At 57.7% G+C, this 17,318-nt stretch carries 13 protein-coding genes and 1 pseudogene; 9 read left to right on the forward strand and 5 right to left on the reverse strand.

Going from position 1 to position 17,318, the window contains the following annotated elements:
- Positions 1-577: 577 nt before the first annotated feature.
- Positions 578-1,907 (reverse strand): annotated as a pseudogene (locus ABSE61_RS14595) (8-oxoguanine deaminase).
- A 356-nt stretch (positions 1,908-2,263) separates the two neighbouring features.
- On the opposite strand from ABSE61_RS14595, the gene ABSE61_RS14600 reads away from it, so the two are divergent.
- The 7 genes from ABSE61_RS14600 (at position 2,264) to ABSE61_RS14630 (ending at position 9,377) form a co-directional block, all read left to right on the forward strand.
- Complete coding sequence (locus tag ABSE61_RS14600) at positions 2,264-3,841, forward strand: ABC transporter ATP-binding protein (protein WP_423871837.1); 1,578 nt, start codon at positions 2,264-2,266, stop codon at positions 3,839-3,841.
- Entirely contained in the window at positions 3,825-4,937 is a 1,113-nt protein-coding gene (locus ABSE61_RS14605) for an ABC transporter permease (RefSeq protein WP_423871925.1), read from the forward strand. Before ABSE61_RS14600 ends, ABSE61_RS14605 begins: the two co-directional genes overlap by 17 nt.
- Positions 4,934-5,854, forward strand: a complete 921-nt coding sequence (locus ABSE61_RS14610; RefSeq protein ID WP_423871838.1) for an ABC transporter permease — start codon at positions 4,934-4,936, stop codon at positions 5,852-5,854. The genes ABSE61_RS14605 and ABSE61_RS14610 overlap by 4 nt, the downstream gene beginning before the upstream one ends.
- A 169-nt stretch (positions 5,855-6,023) precedes the next feature.
- Positions 6,024-7,055, forward strand: a complete 1,032-nt coding sequence (locus ABSE61_RS14615) for a BMP family ABC transporter substrate-binding protein (RefSeq protein ID WP_423871839.1) — start codon at positions 6,024-6,026, stop codon at positions 7,053-7,055.
- A gap of 151 nt (positions 7,056-7,206) precedes the next feature.
- Positions 7,207-8,187 carry an isopenicillin N synthase family dioxygenase gene (locus tag ABSE61_RS14620; protein ID WP_423871840.1) on the forward strand — a complete coding sequence of 327 codons (981 nt, stop codon included), beginning with the start codon at positions 7,207-7,209 and terminating at the stop codon, positions 8,185-8,187.
- Positions 8,188-8,223: 36 nt separating this feature from the next.
- Entirely contained in the window at positions 8,224-9,021 is a 798-nt protein-coding gene (locus tag ABSE61_RS14625) for an alpha/beta fold hydrolase (RefSeq protein WP_423871841.1), read from the forward strand.
- Positions 9,022-9,032: 11 nt separating this feature from the next.
- Positions 9,033-9,377, forward strand: a complete 345-nt coding sequence (locus ABSE61_RS14630) for an ArsR/SmtB family transcription factor (protein WP_423871842.1) — start codon at positions 9,033-9,035, stop codon at positions 9,375-9,377.
- A gap of 798 nt (positions 9,378-10,175) precedes the next feature.
- Here ABSE61_RS14630 and ABSE61_RS14635 read toward each other — a convergent pair.
- The 3 genes from ABSE61_RS14635 to ABSE61_RS14645 all read right to left on the reverse strand — a co-directional run bounded on the left by ABSE61_RS14635 (position 10,176) and on the right by ABSE61_RS14645 (position 14,414).
- Complete coding sequence (locus tag ABSE61_RS14635) at positions 10,176-13,400, reverse strand: ATP-binding protein (RefSeq protein WP_423871843.1); 3,225 nt, start codon at positions 13,398-13,400, stop codon at positions 10,176-10,178.
- Positions 13,401-13,815: 415 nt separating this feature from the next.
- Complete coding sequence (locus ABSE61_RS14640; protein ID WP_423871844.1) at positions 13,816-14,178, reverse strand: site-specific integrase; 363 nt, start codon at positions 14,176-14,178, stop codon at positions 13,816-13,818.
- Between the two features lie 17 nt (positions 14,179-14,195).
- Positions 14,196-14,414 (reverse strand): hypothetical protein, encoded by a 219-nt coding sequence (locus ABSE61_RS14645; RefSeq protein WP_423871845.1) that lies wholly within the window; start codon positions 14,412-14,414, stop codon positions 14,196-14,198.
- Positions 14,415-15,100: 686 nt separating this feature from the next.
- Here ABSE61_RS14645 and ABSE61_RS14650 point away from each other — a divergent pair.
- Positions 15,101-15,478 carry a response regulator gene (locus ABSE61_RS14650; protein ID WP_423871926.1) on the forward strand — a complete coding sequence of 126 codons (378 nt, stop codon included), beginning with the start codon at positions 15,101-15,103 and terminating at the stop codon, positions 15,476-15,478.
- 1,189 nt (positions 15,479-16,667) lie between these two features.
- Positions 16,668-16,934 (forward strand): hypothetical protein, encoded by a 267-nt coding sequence (locus ABSE61_RS14655; RefSeq protein WP_423871846.1) that lies wholly within the window; start codon positions 16,668-16,670, stop codon positions 16,932-16,934.
- A 37-nt stretch (positions 16,935-16,971) separates the two neighbouring features.
- Here ABSE61_RS14655 and ABSE61_RS14660 read toward each other — a convergent pair whose 3' ends face one another.
- Entirely contained in the window at positions 16,972-17,256 is a 285-nt protein-coding gene (locus ABSE61_RS14660; protein WP_423871847.1) for a hypothetical protein, read from the reverse strand.
- Positions 17,257-17,318: the final 62 nt, after the last annotated feature.

Here is a 17,318-nt window from a genome sequence, read left to right on the forward strand (position 1 = left end):
GACCTCGCGGCAAGCATGTCCAAGGGCATTCGCAACGGCATGCGCTTCCTTGGAGGAGCCGTTTAGCAGCGGGGCGACGTCAATCAAGGGAATGGAGTTCATGGATACTTCCTCACTTCGTAGTTTAGCCTCTGATTGATCTGCGCGTTCGCATGCCTCACCCTTGGAGGCCATAAACCATTGGGTAACAGTTGTACCCCATCCTCTCCCAGATAGAGACTCACCGCCACAAAGAGGCCGTCGGAACTCCCAACAGGATCCAGTATTGCCTCCGTGAATATTCCGATCAGGCGGCGGTTTCGGAGCGACTCCGTGCCGCGGACATCCCGGTGAGGTATTTTTATGCTGAGGACGCTAGAGCGCTTCTTTGAAGTTGTTGAAGCCAACACGACTTGTGCAGTTTTGGCGGTGACGACGTCTTTCGTGATGACCGGCTGCCTGCGACTCCTTTGGGAATAGCGCGCCGTTTGCGCAAATTTGTCGCGATGATCATCAGTTGTGCACAATAGGGTCGAAATTGTGCAATTTCGCGCCACACAAGCGTTCGGTATCTTCGGCGGGCACCGTTGAGGCGGGCCTAAGCGTTGGCCAGGAACGCCAAAGCCGCCCGACCGTGCTCGTCACGTAACTGCGCCAGATCGACCCCAACCGGTAAACCATCCGTAACCCGCCATTCGCCGCCGATCATCATTCGGTCCGCGCGGTGAGCGCCGCAGAGCATCAGCGCGGCAACCGGATCACCTGCGCCGGAAAACCGCAAGTCGTCCAGGGTGAAGCAAGCGAGGTCAGCCTCGCGTCCCACTGCGATCCTGCCGATATCGTTGCGTCCAAGGCATTTGGCGGATCCTTCGGTCGCCCACCGAAAAGCATCGAGGTGGGTGATTGAGGTTGCGTCGTAGGCCAGCCGTCCGAGGAGCAAGGCATGGCGGACCGACTCCATCTGGTTCGAGCTATCATTTAACGCGGAACCATCGACGCCGAGGCCGACCGCAACCCCGGTAGCCTCCAAATCCCTGGTTCGGCAGATACCCGACGACAGCATCATGTTCGATGGCAAATTCCCATTCCATGTTTTGCGAGCCGTGCGATCTCCGCATCGTCAAAGTGGATACCGTGCGCCAGCCAAACGCGCTCGCTGAGCCAGCCTACCTGTTCCAGGTAATCGAGGGGCCGGCAGCCGTAGTGATGAAGACAGTAATCGTCCTCGTCGCGCGTTTCTCCCAAATGGGTATGGAGACGACAATTGTGTTTCTCTGCGAGAGCGGCGGTATCGATCATGAGCTGCCGCGTTACGTTGAAAGGCGCGCACGGCGCCAGCGCGACGCGTAAGAAAGAACCATCGTTCGGATCGTGATATTTCGCAATAACCCGTTCGCAATCCGCGATAACCGCATCATAGCTTTGCATCAGCTGTTCGTCCGCAATACCTCCGTCCGCGGAGCCAAGATTGATGGCGCCGCGCGTCAGCGTCATGCGCATTCCCAGTTTGGACGCCTCTTCCGCTTCAATATCGGCAGCGTCGGCCATGTCATCGCGAAAGACAAACAAGTGATCCGATGCCGTGCTGCAGCCCGAGATCAGCAGTTCGGTCAGCGCGACACGCACGGCCAAGCGAAAGCAGTCGCGATCAAGATGTGCCCCCCAGATCGGATAGAGCTGGTGCAGCCACGAAAACAGGTTTTGTTGATGGCTTTTGGATGCGCGCGCGTTAGCGTTTGGAAAAAATGGTGATGAGCATTGACCAGGCCTGGAATGATCACATGGCGTCGGGCATCGAAAACCTCGTCGCAAGGCGTAGCAGGGCCATCGTGTCCGACCAGTTCGACGATCTTGCCACCCTCGACGACAAGCCCGCGCTTGCCTCCTTCGGCGAGCATTGCGATCGGATCGCGAATCCAGGTTTTCATCGGCTCTGCGTTCGCTTTTCTCACCCAGAAGAATGGCGCGCGGCCGTGCCATAATAGCGCTATCTCTCTATTTTGTTTCCTCCGGGCGACGAAGGAGTCCATTCCCCACCGCCGGCAACTCTCGTTGACACGCTTGAGAACCGGCCACCGTAAATCGATCATAGCGGTCGATTAGCTCACCGTAAAACTACCTGGCGCGGCAAGCGCCCATCCTCCGCCGGTTCCTGATTTTCGGGCTCCCCACCACAAGTTTAATCTTTGAATCGGGCGGACTTCGCTGACTTGGCGCGCGGATTGCTTGGGTTCTTAAAGACGGCGTAGTTGCTGCCCCACTTTGGCCGAGGCTCATTGAAAACATGGATAAATTTGCAAATTTGACGCCGCGGTTGGTGCTTACGGGCATTACCAAGAGGTATCCGAGCGTTGTGGCCAACGAGGATGTCTCCTTAAGTGTCCGACCAGGTGAAATTCATGCCGTGCTGGGCGAGAATGGTGCCGGCAAAAGCACGCTGATGAAGATCATTTATGGCGTCACCAAACCGGATGCCGGCACGATCATGTGGAATGGTAAGTACGAAACCATCGTCGCGCCGTCACAGGCGCGGCGCATGGGCATCGGCATGGTGTTTCAGCATTTTTCTTTGTTCGAGACGCTCACCGTATGGGAGAACATAGCGCTCGCGCTGGATGAGCCGGTCCCGACCGCTCGACTGGCGGCCCAGATTACCGAAGTTTCCGAGAAATACGGACTTCCAATTGATCCGTATCGTCTCGTTCACAGCATGTCCGTGGGTGAAAGGCAGCGAGTCGAGATCGTGCGATGCCTGCTTCAGGAGCCCAAGCTTCTGATCATGGACGAGCCTACCTCCGTGCTGACGCCGCAGGCCGTCCTGATCTTATTCAAGACGCTCCGTCGTCTGGCGTCGGAAGGCTGCAGCATCCTGTATATCAGCCATAAGCTCGATGAAATTCGGGCGCTCTGCGACACCGCCACGGTGCTTCGCGGCGGAAAAGTCAGCGGCGGTGCTATTCCGCGGAACGAGACCAATGAGAGTCTCGCACGGTTGATGATCGGTGGAGAGCTGGCTGAGTGCCATCTCACTCCCCGCGAGGCAAAGGAAGTGCGGCTCGATGTCCAGCATTTGTCGCTGCAGTCGCCGGATCCATTCGGCACGTCGCTCAAGGACATCAGCCTGGAGGTACGAAGTGGCGAGATACTTGGTATCGCCGGTGTTTCTGGGAACGGTCAAAAGGAGTTGATGACGGCGCTGTCGGGCGAGCGACTGAGTACCAGCGGCTCCATGATTAAGCTGTTCGGACAACCTGTCGGGTCGCTCAACCCCGCTAAGCGCCGCGCGCTTGGGCTGACCTTCGTTCCCGAAGAGCGGCTCGGGCGAGGAGCCGTGCCGCCAATGAGTCTGGCCTACAACGCGCTGCTGACCGGCGCGCGAAAGGGCATGGTGCTGAACGGCATGATTCACCCCAGCGTGATGCGGACCTTTTCGAAGCACGTCATTGAGCGCTTCAAGGTTAAGTGCGGTGGCGAGCAATCCGTCGCCTCCAGCCTGTCGGGCGGCAATCTGCAGAAATTCATCGTTGGGAGAGAGACGATGCTGCAGCCCAAAATGATGATCGTGGCACAGCCGACATGGGGGGTGGACGTTGGCGCCGCGCAGCTTATCCGGCAAGCACTGATTGATCTGCGTGATGCAGGCGTCGCACTTCTCGTCATATCCGAGGAACTCGACGAGCTATTCACGATAAGCGATCGGCTATCGGTGCTGGCGGCAGGGCGACTTTCGCCTTCGGTCAAGCCTGCCGAAACATCGATCGAACAAATCGGGGTATGGATGAGCGGAAAATTCGGCGACAAGGCGGGCGACGGCCCGACTTCCGCAACTTCGAAATTGGAGATTGCTGATGCTCAGGCTTGAGCGGCGTGCCACGCCTTCGTCCACCATGAGCGTCGTTTCGCCTTTGCTGGCGGCGACCGGCATGCTTGTGACCGGATTTCTGTTGTTCAGCGCGCTGGGCAAGGATCCGGTAGAGGCGTTCTACCTTTTCTTTGTCAAGCCGCTGTCGACCAGCTACGGCATTGGCGAACTGCTTCTGAAGACGACGCCGTTGCTACTTTGCGGATTGGGTCTGGCCTTGGGTTTTCGCGCCAATGTCTGGAATATCGGCGCCGAAGGGCAACTCACCATGGGCGCGATCGCCGGTGGCGGTGTCGCACTCTGGTTCGGCGACAGCGAGTCAATCTTCGCTATGCCGCTGATGCTGGTGGCCGGCGTGCTCGGCGGGATGGCCTGGGCCGCCATTCCGGCCTTCCTGCGAACCCGATTCAACACCAACGAAATTCTCGTGACGCTGATGCTTGTGTACATCGCCCAGTTGGTGCTGTCCTGGCTGGTGCACGGCCCATGGCGTGATCCTCAGGGCCAAAACTACCCGCAATCCCAGGGCTTTGGCGATGCCGAAACGATGTCTGTTCTGATTGAGGGGACGCGCGTGACCTGGGGCATCGTTTATGCCCTTATACTTGCGGTGATAGCGTGGGTGTTCTCGCAAAAGACATTCGCTGGATTTCGAATGCAGGTTGCGGGAATGGCGCCCGCTGCCGCCGCCTATGCTGGATTTTCGGAGAAGCGCAATATTTGGATCGCACTGATGCTTTGCGGCGCTACTGCCGGTTTGGCCGGAATTTGCGAAGTCGCCGGACCTATCGGGCGGCTGCAGCAGGAAATTTCGCCGGGTTATGGCTTTGCCGCGATCATTGTCGCGTGGATCGGCCGGCTTCATCCGATTGGAGTCGTGTTCGGCGCGTTGCTGATGTCGCTGCTCTATCTCGGGGGCGAGTCGGCGCAGATGGGCATGGGTTTACCGTCCGCTATCACCGGATTGTTTCAGGGGTTGTTGCTTTTCTACCTGCTGGCCGCCGACCTGTTCATCTCATTCCGGCTAAAGCGCGTGGTAACCGTGGTCGAACCCACGCTGCCGAAACCGGCAGCAAGCATTGAGAGCGCAGCATGAATCCCCTTGTACCGATGATTGCAAGTACCGTGGTGGCAGCGACGCCGTTGATCTATGCCGCGCTTGGCGAAACTGTCGTCGAAAGATCCGGCGTCCTCAATCTTGGTATCGAAGGCATGATGCTGATCGGTGCGGTAGCGGGTTTTGCTGCTACCCGCGGATCCGGCAGCGACACGGTCGGGTTTATGGCAGCGGCTGCAGCTGGCGTCGCATTGTCCCTGGTGTTCGGTTTTCTGACGCTTAATCTCCAGACAAACCAGGTGGCGACCGGCCTCGCGCTGACTTTGTTCGGAATCGGTTTATCGGCCTTCGTCGGTCATAATCTGGCGGGGTTGCCGGTAGATCGGCTGGCGCCGATCAAAATTCCAGTTCTGTCGGACATTCCCGTTCTGGGCGACCTTTTGTTCCACTACGACATCATGGTCTATCTTTCGATTGCCCTGTTCGTTGCGGTTCAATGGTTCCTGACAAAGTCCCGATCCGGCCTGACACTGCGAGCTATCGGGGAATCTCCCGGAGTTGCTCACGCCATCGGAAAATCGGTTTTGAAGACCCGTTATCTGGCTGTGGCGTTTGGCGGCGCGACCGCCGGAATCGCTGGCGCCTATCTGTCGCTGGTGCAAACCCCGATGTGGGTGGAAGGCATGTCGGCCGGCAAAGGTTGGATCGCGCTCGCGCTCGTCGTCTTCGGAACGTGGAAGCCGGCGCGTGTTGTCATCGGCGCCTATCTATTCGGTGGCGTGACGCAATTCCAGCTTTTCGCCCAGGGCTTCGGTCTGCCGATTCCCACCGAGTTTCTGTCGATGCTGCCTTACGCAGCGACGATCATCGTTCTGGTAATCATTTGTCGTGATCCCAAGACGATCCTGCTGAACCAACCCGCATCTCTCGGCCACAGCTTTCACTCGACCGCTTGACGGCTGGTGTCAGATATCTTTCCGCAAGTCTCGTTAACAAATTTTGCACGTCTCTTTTATTGCATTTTTCCACAATCGTTCTGCAGTTCTAACCAAAAAGGTAAGCGTCATGAAGCTAAGCAAAACTTTGAAATCTTTACCGCTGTGCGTTGCAGCGGGACTGACAGTGATGGCCCCGGTAGGCGCTTTCGCTGCCGACCCTCTCAAGGTCGCCTTCGTCTATCTAGGCCCGCGCGGTGATGGCGGCTGGACGCAACAGCATGATATGGGCCGTCTCGGCCTGGAAAAGGCGATGGGCGACAAGATCAAGACCACCTTTGTCGAAAATGTTCCCGAGACCGCCGACTCCGAACGCGTGTTTCGCCAACTTGCGTCCGATGGCTACACGCTGATTTTCGCAACCTCATTCGGCTACATGGAGCCGCTGCAGAAGGTTTCCAAGCTGTTTCCGAACGTCAAGTTCGAGCACGTCAACGGTTTCAAAACCGCAGCGAACATTTCTGTCTATGAACCGCGCTTCGAGGAAGGCTTCTATCTGATCGGCGTGCTCGCCGGACAGATGACGAAATCAAATACGCTCGGCTTCATCGGATCGTTCCCGATTCCCAGTGTGGTTCGCAACGTCAACGCCATGACCCTCGGTGCGCAAGCCGTCAATCCCAAGGTGAAGACCAAGGCGATCTGGGTGAACACATGGTACGACCCGGGCAAGGAACGCCAGGCGGCTGATACTCTTATCGCGCAGGGCGCTGACAACGTCGCGCAAAATACGGATTCGCCGGCGTCGATTCAGGCGGCCCAGGAGAAGGGCACCTACGCGTTCAGCATTGATGCCGATATGTCCAGCTTCGGCAAGAAGGCGCAACTCTCCGGCACGACCGAAGACTGGAGCGGCTACTATATTGCTGAAACCAAGAAAGTTATGGATGGCACTTGGACCGGCAACCGCCACACCCGTTGGGGTATCAAGGAAGGAATGGTGGTGATGGCGCCGCTCAATCCGGATATTCCGCCGGCCGCCGTCAAGGTCTTCGAAGAAAAGAAAGCCGCGATTGTCTCCGGCGCGCTAAACCCCTTCGGCGGACCGATCAAGGACAATAGCGGGAAGGAAATGGTTGCTGCTGGCGCTGCTATGCCTGATGCGACCTTCAACTCGCTCAATTGGTACGTCGAGGGCATCGACGGTAGCGTTCCCAAATGAGCTGTATCTAGTTCCAAATATTTGATCCGTGCCGGCATCTCCGCGATGGGATGCCGGCACGCGGAGCTACTTAACTTCCTGTAGCGAGAGATAATTCTGTCGCGATGAAGAGACGCCCATCGTGGCTTCACCGCTTGCAGACGAGGCGGCCATGACATCCACGCTCGAAGCGATCCATGTTTCGAATTCCGCGCTGCCGGTGATCGACATCAGTGGTCTTTCATCAAGTTCGTTGACTAATCGCCAGGCTGTGGCCGAACGTCTGCGAGCGGCATGTATCGATAACGGCTTTTTCTACATCGTGAGCCATGGTGTGCCGGCGGCCTTGATGGATGACGTTTTTGCGGAGACGAAGCGTTTTTTCGATTTTTCAGCCGAGGTGAAAAGCGCCGTGGATAAGAGTCGTTCATTCTGCCAGCGCGGATTTGAACCAATGCGGGCGCAGACGCTGGAGGAAGGGGCGCCCCCCGATCTCAAAGAAAGCTTTTACATCGGGCCAGAGCTGTCGCTTGATGATCCCAGGGTCGTGGCGCGGCGCTTCAATCACGGGCCCAACCTCTGGCCGCCTGACATGCCCACGTTCCGACCTGTGATGGATGCCTACTTCAGCACCTTGCTGGATCTGAGCCGGAAACTGATGAGGGGGTTGGCATTGGCTCTCCGCGTCGACGAAGAATATTTCGCGGACTATTGCACCAACGCGCACGCAACGTTGCGCCTGCTGCACTATCCCCCGCAGCCGGCAAATGCGGCTCCCGGTGAAAAGGGCGCTGGCGCCCATAGCGATTTCGGCGGCATTACGCTGCTCCTGCAGGACGAGGCTGGCGGTCTACAGGTGCAGGGTAAGTCCGCGAACGAATGGATTCATGCAACGCCCATCGTTGGTGCGTTCGTCGTCAACCTTGGAGATATGATCGCGCGCTGGACTAATGATCGCTTCCGGTCGACCGTGCACCGGGTTGTGAATAGTTCCGGCCGCGAGCGGTATTCTGTTCCGTTTTTCTTTTCCGGAAATCCCGAGCAAAAGGTTGAATGCCTACCGTCCTGTTTGGCCAGCGGAGAGAGACCGAAATATCCGCCGACGACGGTAGAGGGTCATCTGAAAGAAATGTACCGGCGCACTTACAAATAGGGTTTCCACTTCTATCGAGCGCTTTCCGGTGCAGGCATGTCCGAGTTTGATCCAGTCATCCTTATTCACGGCGCTTGGCAAGGATCCTGGGCCTGGGCGCGCTTCGCACCTTGTCTCGAGGCTGCGGGGTTTATGACCCATGCTGTCGATCTTCCGGGTAACGGCGCCGACGGTTCAGATCCTGCAACGGTCACATTCGAGGCTTGCTTGCAGCATGTTCATGAAACGGTCGACGTGCTCGATCGGCCGGTGAGCTTAATCGGTCATTCAGGTGGCGGATTGTTGATAACCGCTTTCGCAGAGCGCTGGCCCGCCTCTGTGTCGAGGCTGGTATATATCGCCGGCATGATGCTGCCGGGCGGCGAGAGCTTCGAGGAAATCGTCAAATTGGTCATCACGGAACATCCCCAAGCCGCTGGTATCTGGCCACACCTCGTATGGTCGAAGGATGGTCGGACATCGCGGGTACCGGCTGAAGCGGCCGTCAGCTTCTTCCTGCAGGATTGCCCGGAGGAAGACGCCGCAGCGGCCGCTGCACGATTGACGCCGCAAGGCGAGGGTGGGCGTGCGGTGACGACGCCTGCAACAGCTGGGCGTTACGGCCGGATACCGCGGCTCTACGTCGAAGCTCTGGAAGACCGTTCAGTCATCCTGCCTGTGCAGCGCGCCATGCAAGCCCGTGCGCCCGGCGCCCTGGTCGTATCTATGCCGACGGGCCACGCCCCTCAGTTTTCCGCCCCCGCAGGCTTGGCGAGAGCCATCATGCCTTTTCTCGCCGCGAGTTTGTTAGCGAAGACTAATCCGGACTGCCTGAATTGCGAATCGCCAATTTGAATGTCCTGTGAATGATGAACCTCGATCATGCATTTGCCGCCCTCGCAAACGCCAAACGGCGGGCCATCGTGGCACGCCTGGTCCGCGGGGATGCAACGGTCGTCGAACTCGGCAAGCCACTTGGAATTTCGCTACCCGCGCTCTTCAAACATCTCAAAGTACTGGAGAGCGCGCTGATTATCACCAGTGAGCGGCGGGGCAAATACGGCACGTGCCGCCTCAGGCGCGAAGCGCTTGCAAGCGCTGCCGAGTGGATCGATTTCCACCGGACATTCTGGAACATCAATTTGGTGATGGATCCGGGATCCCGGCAGACAGACTCGTTCTCTTTCAGGAAGCGGCGATTACGCAATTAAAGCTGATGTGAGCGAACATCGGCGTTTTCGGCCAAGGCGACGGTCCGATCGAACCCATGCGTGTCCGCGGCGGATCCGTTTGATATCCATGAAAACCCTGACGCCTTCCGCGACGCTATTCGTGTTCGACCGCCTGATCGAGCGATGAAAATTCCCTGTTCTGGATTAGAAATTCCCTGTTTCCGCGAATGATTTCCCTGATAGCTTTCTTAGTGAAATCGTTTGGAAACCGCTGCGGCACAAGGAGCTTTTTGCACTCTCGTGACGCCGAAAAACCAGGAAATCGCGAAATTCCCTGTTAATTTCCCTGTTCGCAGGGAAAAGAGGTCAGGAGATCGGTTTCGCAGGCTGCATCCGCCACCAAGTTTTTCAATAAATAGAGATCCAAGACCCTCACCAAGGTCGTGCGCTGAACACGACTGGCACATAGTGCCGATCTAACGGCGTAACATCTTGGGATCTCTTAGGTGAATGGGTCGCCGTACATTGGCAGTGTATTTTTGATTTCACCATACGGAGGTTCGAGTCCTCCCGCCCCAGCCAAGCAGTTTATCTACTTAAGATAGTAGACAACGATATCGCAAAAACCTCGTTAAATATAGGATTTTTTGCGTTTTACATGGTGTCTCTAGGTCCGAAAAAACGGCAACCTGAGCGAGAAATTGCCGAAAGTCTCCAGCCAATCTGCGTAATATTCCCGTTTTCGGGAGACTTTGAGCGGAGACCTTTTTCGATCTGCACTGGGCGATAGACGTTGCAGTGTTGTTCGGTCTCCGTCGCGAATGTGCCGGTCGCCACCTACGGCGTATACTCAGTTGAAAGTTTAGCAAGAGCCTGCTTGGCCTTCGCCGCAATATTCTCGGCCTTCACGCTTTCAGCGATCGCCAGCGCTTCCGTCAGGCAAGAGCGGGCCTCGTCAGTCCGCTTGCGTGCAAGGTTGAGAGATCCAAGCGCGACCAGCGCGCGGGCGAGATGTCCCGGCATGCCGATAGTCCGGCACCGGCGAATCGCTTCCTCCAGGTAGCGTCGCGATTTCGATGCAGCGAATGGAACATTGGTCAGCACGAAGCCCAGGTTGCGAAGGATGACGGCCGTCGGCGGCTTTTCCGGCGACGTCGCCATCTGCAGGTAGATTTCGCCGAGGATCAGATAGCCGAGCGCCGGGACATGCACGTTGCCCCACGCCTCCATCCGGGCAATCGATTCATGGATAAAGCGGATGCCTTTCCCCAACTGTCCGGCGAGGCTCATCGACGCCCCGTAGTAAATATCGCCCAGTAGCAAACCCACGATGAAGCCACCGGCCTCGCTTTTTTTGCGAACGTCGCCGAGAACTGCGACCGCTTCGTGGGGGCGACCCATCAGGGCGTGGGCACCCCCCTCGGCGAGGCGCGCACAGAGATGATCAAGCGGCGCCAGCGCGATCTGCATTGCCTTTTGGGCATTTTCCAAGGCCTCGGGATAGCGGTCGGCGTAAAGATCGGTAATCGCCATCTGCCAGTAGCCAAACCCCATCGGCCTTGGGTCGTCTGTCGCCTTGCTCAAATCGAAAAGGTCAAAACAAAGCTGCCGCGCGTTGGCAAACTGGCTGAAGAAGGTTTCTTCCCCCCACCTGCAGTTAAGGTATTTAACTCTGACCCACACGTCGGTCAGGTGCGGAAACAGCAATTTGAAGCGCTCGTTCAGCGCCGCATAGGATCGCACACTCTCTTCGCCGGCCGGCGCCCAGAAGTAATAGTAAAACATCAGCCCAAGGCTGGCATAGGCAATGCTCTCCGGGTCGTTTACCTCCTCGCCGATCGCCAAAGCTTTTTCCAGATAGGGCTTTCCAGCGGCGCCGCGCGCCGCGAAGATCGACGCGTAACCCACTTCAAACAGTAGTCGTGAATACTTTTTCTTGTCGCCGAACTTCTCGGCCCGCGGCAGATAGGGCTGAACCAGCGCGATGATGTTGAACATCTCCGCCTTGAAGTAATGCACGCGCGCGAGCTTGGTCAGGACCTCGATCAGCAGCGCCTCATCCGCGCAGCCGGGATTGGCCTCGTTAAGCTCGATGACGCGTCGGAACCGCTGTTCAGCCTCGTCGAGCGAATAGACTTGCAACGCCTTCGCGCCGGCAAGCGCCATATAATGGACAGTCTTTTCGTCCTGCGGCGTTTGGGCGTAATGATTGGCAAGCGAGTCCACGACCTCGTTGAGATTTGCACTGCTGCGCTGCTCGATACTCGTCGCAACTTTTCCGTGGAGTTCCTGCCGGGCCGGAGTCAGCAGGCGATTGTAAATGGCGTCCTGCACCAAGGCATGTTTGAACCGGAAACTTCCGCTTTGCGGTTCGCGGAAGACGAGTTCCTTGCTCTCCAATGTCAGAAGGTGACTTGCTACTGCGCCATTGAGCCCGGTCGCGTCGACAACAAGCTCGTGGGAAAATGTTGGACCGATAACGGAGGCGGTCTCAAGTACACGCCGGGGACCTTCTTCAAGTCGGTCGAAGCGTTCGAGCAACAGATTTTCGAGCGATGCCGGGAGCGAAAATCCGGCAGCCAGCGGCTTGTAGTCGACGCCGCCGTCATGGTGGCTGAGCTGTCCCTTTTCAACCAGATAATTGGTGATCTCTTCGAGAAACAGCGGGTTACCTTGCGTTTTGTCGACGGCGATCTTCGCCAGCGATGCCGGCACTTCAATAACGCCAATCCGCTTCTTCAGAAGCTCGACAGTGGTCTGGCTCGACAGCGGCTGCAAGGCGATTGCGTGAGCGTTTTGCAACTGTGACCAGGGCGGGGTGTAATACGGCCTGAAAGTCGTCACGACGAAGAGCGGCATCGTCTGCTCTTCGCGCGCGAACCGCAGCAGCCAGTCTTCCGATGCGGTGTCGATCCAGTGCAGGTCCTCGATGAACAGCGTGAGCGGCGACAGGCGGCAGCGTTCGCGGAAAATGGCCGTCAGCGCGTTACGGGTCCGCACACCTATGACTTCAGGTGCAACGTCGCGCAGCGCCGGTTGACCGCTGTGTCCAAGCAAATTCAGAAGATACGGCAGCCGTTCGGCGCCATCTTGATCCAGCTCCACGACGCCCTGGAGCAATTTGTCTTCGATCCGCTCTGCCGAATCGCCGTCTTCGATGAGGAACAGCGCGCGGATGACATTGATAAACGGCTTGAATGGTGTCGACTGACCGTCGGGACTACAGTGGCCGATGACGTAATCGGAAGCCTGGAGCGTCCGCCTGAACTCGAACATCAGGCGCGATTTGCCAATACCAGCGTCTCCCACGATGAGCGCGAACTGGCAGCTTCCTTTGGTGACCTGGCTCCAGAATGTGTCAAGCGCGGCGAGGTCGTCTTCCCGCGCGACCAGCGGCGTCAGTCCACGACGCGTCGCAGCGTCGAACCGTGAGCCCGCGCCGATCGGCGTTCCCATCTCGAACAGCCGCTGCGGATCGGATTTACCCTTGATAGCGCGTTCGCCGACAAATTCTGTCTCGAAAAAACCCTCGATCAAGCGGCTGGTGGTTTCGCTCAGGACCGCGGTCCCAGGCCGCGCCTCTGCCTGCAGCCGGGCGGCAAGGTTGACTGTATCTCCAATAACGTGGGAGTCGTCGCTTAAAACGATCGGTCCAGTATGAATTCCGATCCTGGCCTTCGGACGCACTCCGAATTCGCGATCGAGCCCATCTTCCAGAGCGAGCAGGCGGTCCGTGATTTCGGCGGCGGCTCTGCAGGCCTGAATAGGTGCGTTTTCCTGCGCTATTGGGGCGCCGAATACCGCGAGTATGCCGTCGCCGAGCAGTTCGCTAACGGTTCCGTTGTGCGCGCGGACCGCTTCTGTCATGGCGCCGAGAACCCGGCGCATCAGCAGAAAAGTCCTTTCCTCCCCAAGCCGTTCTGCAGTCGGCGTGAACGACGCCATATCGGCAAATAGCACAGTCGCCTGACGCCGCTGCCCCGTTGTCAGTCGTTCGCCACGCTCCGCCTGCGAAGATTTCACCGCAAACGCCGCATTGTCGTCGTTTGGTTGAATGTGCATTTCGCTCTCGGGTTCGTCTGCGAAAAGCGCTTGCAACCTACGTTAGCACTATTGGCCCTCAGCGGAAGCCCGGAAAGCCGCCGGGACGTCTACTCACGGCGCGAAGCCAGAAAGCGTATGGTGATCTCCTGTGCTCCCGTATGTAGGAAAGATAGTTCCGAAAGTCTCCAGGCCCTGGATTTGGCGAAATCGTGCGAAATTCTCCCGAAATTTCAAAGGGCATTTTCAAATTGGGAATATGCCAGTTCGAATCCTCCCAGGTCAGCGTGGGATTCTGTTCGAACCACCGTATTCCCGTTTATATTTCAAAAGCCACCTTAACGCTTGAAATGCACCTCTCATCGACAAGCAATTGAAATCTCAGTAAATGAAGCCGCCCTCCGAGCGCACCATACCCACGCTTAATCCATTGAGATTACTGCGTCTTTTTTTCAATGTTACTACGCAAAGTTACTACTTTGTTCGCGCCTCGCGTTACTCCATTGTTCTCGGCCGGCAGCGGTATAAAATCGCCGAGTGAGTGGCCCTGATCGAACGCGATGATCTTGTCCATGCCACTCACGCCAAGCTTTTCTCGATTTGCCTGGGCAATGTAATGGGCAGGCATCTTCGGATCGGTCCAGCCGAACATCGCCATCATCTGGCTCTCGGGACAATCAGCGTAGGCGGCGACTTCGGCCCGCGCCTTGCGCACGCCATGGCAGCTCTTTTTCGGCTCGTTGACGCCGGCGAGCACCGCGTACTTCTTAAACTTCATCACCCATGCTTTCTTGTTCATCGGTAGCACACGGCCCTTCAACATCTTGCCGGTGAAGACCTCAGCGCCGACGTGACGGTGGTGTTGCCGCGGCTCTTTTCGGTCGCAATCCGCACCGCCATCTTGCGAACGATCTGCCGCAGATGCGGCGGTCCGAACCGATGGGCATCTCCCAGTCGCAGGAACGTGTAGTGCAGGATATCGAACATCAGCCTCCGTGCCGAGCGCCCACTTCGCGCGATAGAGCGCCATGTCATCCTCGGTCCAGGGCAGAAACCCGCCGCTCTCGCGGCTCGCCTTGGCCTTGCCCGACTTAAGCCCGATCGTCGGTTCGTTGTCTTCGTCGAGATGGCCTTCGTCGATCATCCAGCCCGCGTAGCGCCGAAAGCAGGTTGCCCGCCTGCGACGGGGTTCGCGCTTTCATCTCCGCCTTGATCACTTTGCGCGTCAGCACCGCAAACGGCTTCTCGCCATTCTCGGGGAGCAAACTCTCGACTAGTCCACCGGGGCCGTTCTTTGTGGCACAGTTCCAAGAGACCGCTGTGCGACCACTTTGAACATTGCAAAATAAAAACGACTTGAAAATTGCCCCGCCTACTTCGGCGGTCGGAGTTCGCTTCTCAGCCAGCCGACAAATTCGCCGGCCCTAAGTGGGTCGGGACGGTCGCATTGCTCGCAGCGTAATGAGCGCGGTCCTTGGCCGCGGGGAGCCAATGCTAGGCGCATCAGTGAACCGCACTGCGGGCACCTCATCGCTTTGTCAGTACGTTCCATCGCGATAAATTCTGAAATCCTGATTGGCGTATGTCCATGCCAAAAAGGCAACATCGGGCAAAACTTTTCTTCTGCGAAGTGTCGAACCGAGGAACTTGTGTGCTGTTTGTAACTTATCGTCCTTCGCAGTCCGTTTCAGCATCCACCGGACCGGAGAATAGCTTTGGAATTGCCGATCATTCTCGTCGTCGAGGACGATGAACTAATGCAGAGCCTCGTTGAAGACACCCTGAAGGAAGGCGGTTTCGAGATCGCCGTAGCCGCCTCAGGTGAAGAGGCGGTAACTCTCCTAAAGGGACACGACCGCAAATACCGGGCGTTAGTGACCGACATCCATCTCAAGGGTAAAATGGATGGCTGGGAAGTCGCCCAACATGCCAGAGAGATCGAGCCCGAATTTCCGGTCGTCTATATGAGCGGGGCCGCCGCAGCAGACTGGACCTCTAAAGGCGTTCCGAACAGCATCATGCTAGACAAGCCGTTCGCTCCAGCCCAGCTTCTCACCGCCGTTTCTCACCTTCTTAATAAGGGACAACCGACGACCTAGAGCGTCGGATACGCGATAGGGGGCCGCCGTCGTTCCTTCTCTGGACTTCAGGCGGCTGCCTCGAATAGCAATTTGAGATGGTTGCATGTCCCCGCAACCAGAAAATAACCCCGTTGACTCTATGAGTTGGCGGGTTTTTCTTTTTGTCCGATTTTCAAGAAAACTCGCCGTGTCAACACCGTGTCAACAAAGCCCTCGTTCGCCAAACGACAATCGTCTTGAGCAAATTGTGCTGACCATCGATTGCGCTATGGCGAGATCGATCAGAATTTCAGGGGCACGTGGCCGTAGACACGCTTTCGCTGGTGAGCTTACTTCTACCACCGGATTCCAAATAACGTGCCAGCGCGGCGGCAACCACTGCTTTAATCGGCCTTAGACGATCGCGTCGTACAAGCGCCGTAACCTGATTTCTCGGCAGCCATTTCGCGGCGAGCCAATTCATAGAAGGCGCCGCCGCCTGACCAGTCCTAAGAATCAGGCCGGTGAGCACACCGGCGACGCAGTTTACGACGTCATCATGCTGGCCCGGGTGCTCTATTGAGTCTTTGCCAGCTCGTGATACGCGGCACTCGAGAGCGCACAGCTAAGAGACGAGTACAAACTTGACCAGGCTGTCAATGGCCCGAAGCGATTTTCTGGGAGGTCGTCCGCGCCGGGCCAGTCTGGGGGGCTCCCGATGTGAGATCAGGCTGGAAGTGACCTGCAAATGATGTGCCGCGGAGGTGCGCCGGTCCCGTAAGGGCTTGCGGGGGGGGACCGGCGCGGTCCATGCCCGCCAAGGGGTGATGCAGGGTTGGGCGCAGTTGAATTGATGCAATTGCCGGACCATGTGCCGTCACAAAGAGGCGCTATCGTCAGGCCGGCCTCGCCATCATCCCGCCCGATGGCGGGGCTGCGCGGGCGTCGCACACCCCCACGAAAACGCTGCTGGCACCCGCGCCCTGCGGCGCCGATTTTTATTAAGGCGCGGGCGTGCGCTTAGGGTGCTAGACTGCATCCGCTGCCGACAACCCTTAAGGTGTCCCATGCGCTTTTTTCTCGCGTGGCCCTCGATCAAAGCGGCGCACCAGTGAGCCGCGGTACTTTTACGACGACTTACGCAGGACGAGACCATGCCACAGGTGAAGCAAGCTTCGAAGCAGAAGCGCAGAACTAAAGCGGCCTAACGGCTCTCGGAGCCGCCGGATTGACCTTCTCGCTATTGGGAAGCGCGACAGCATCGGCGGTACCGATGGCGGACGTGGCGCAGACGACGGCCTTCGCGCCGAATGAGGCAATCACGCTCGGTGAGGAAGAAATAGCCGATACCAGTCTCGCCACGTTCTACGTCTTCGACAAGGAAAAAGTTGGCAGCGGCGTGCAGGTAGCCCGGCGCGGATTTGGTGGCTGCCGAGGTTGCGCGGTCCGCGCCTCCGGCGGCTGCGGCTGCGCATGTCACACCGCTCAACTGTGATCATCCTACTCGGCGCGCGCGGGCGCTTAGGACCGGCTCAAAGGAGTACGGCCAGGTCTTCGGTAAAGTTGCGGACGGCGTGGAAAACGTTCTTGGCTTCATCGGGCGTGTAGGTCTGCTTCGGGTGCATGACCTCGTTCCGCCAGGCTAGTTTGACGTTATAGAGGTTTGAGGCGATGCCTGCGTAGGCTTTGGTGGTGGCGTCCTTTTGGTTCAAAGCTTTGATAGCCTTGTTGGCTTCGTCCAGGATGTTCTGCCAGTTTTTGTCGGCCGTAAGCTGAATGCCGAAGCGGTTGCCCAGGATCTGCACGGCGGTCTCCATCACCCGTATCAAGTGGAAGACGCAAGCGGTGGGCCGGTTTAGGGCCAAGCATAGTGCCGCCT

Origin of the sequence: Bradyrhizobium sp. (genome assembly GCF_049519115.1) — a bacterium.
GTDB lineage: Bacteria > Pseudomonadota > Alphaproteobacteria > Rhizobiales > Xanthobacteraceae > Bradyrhizobium.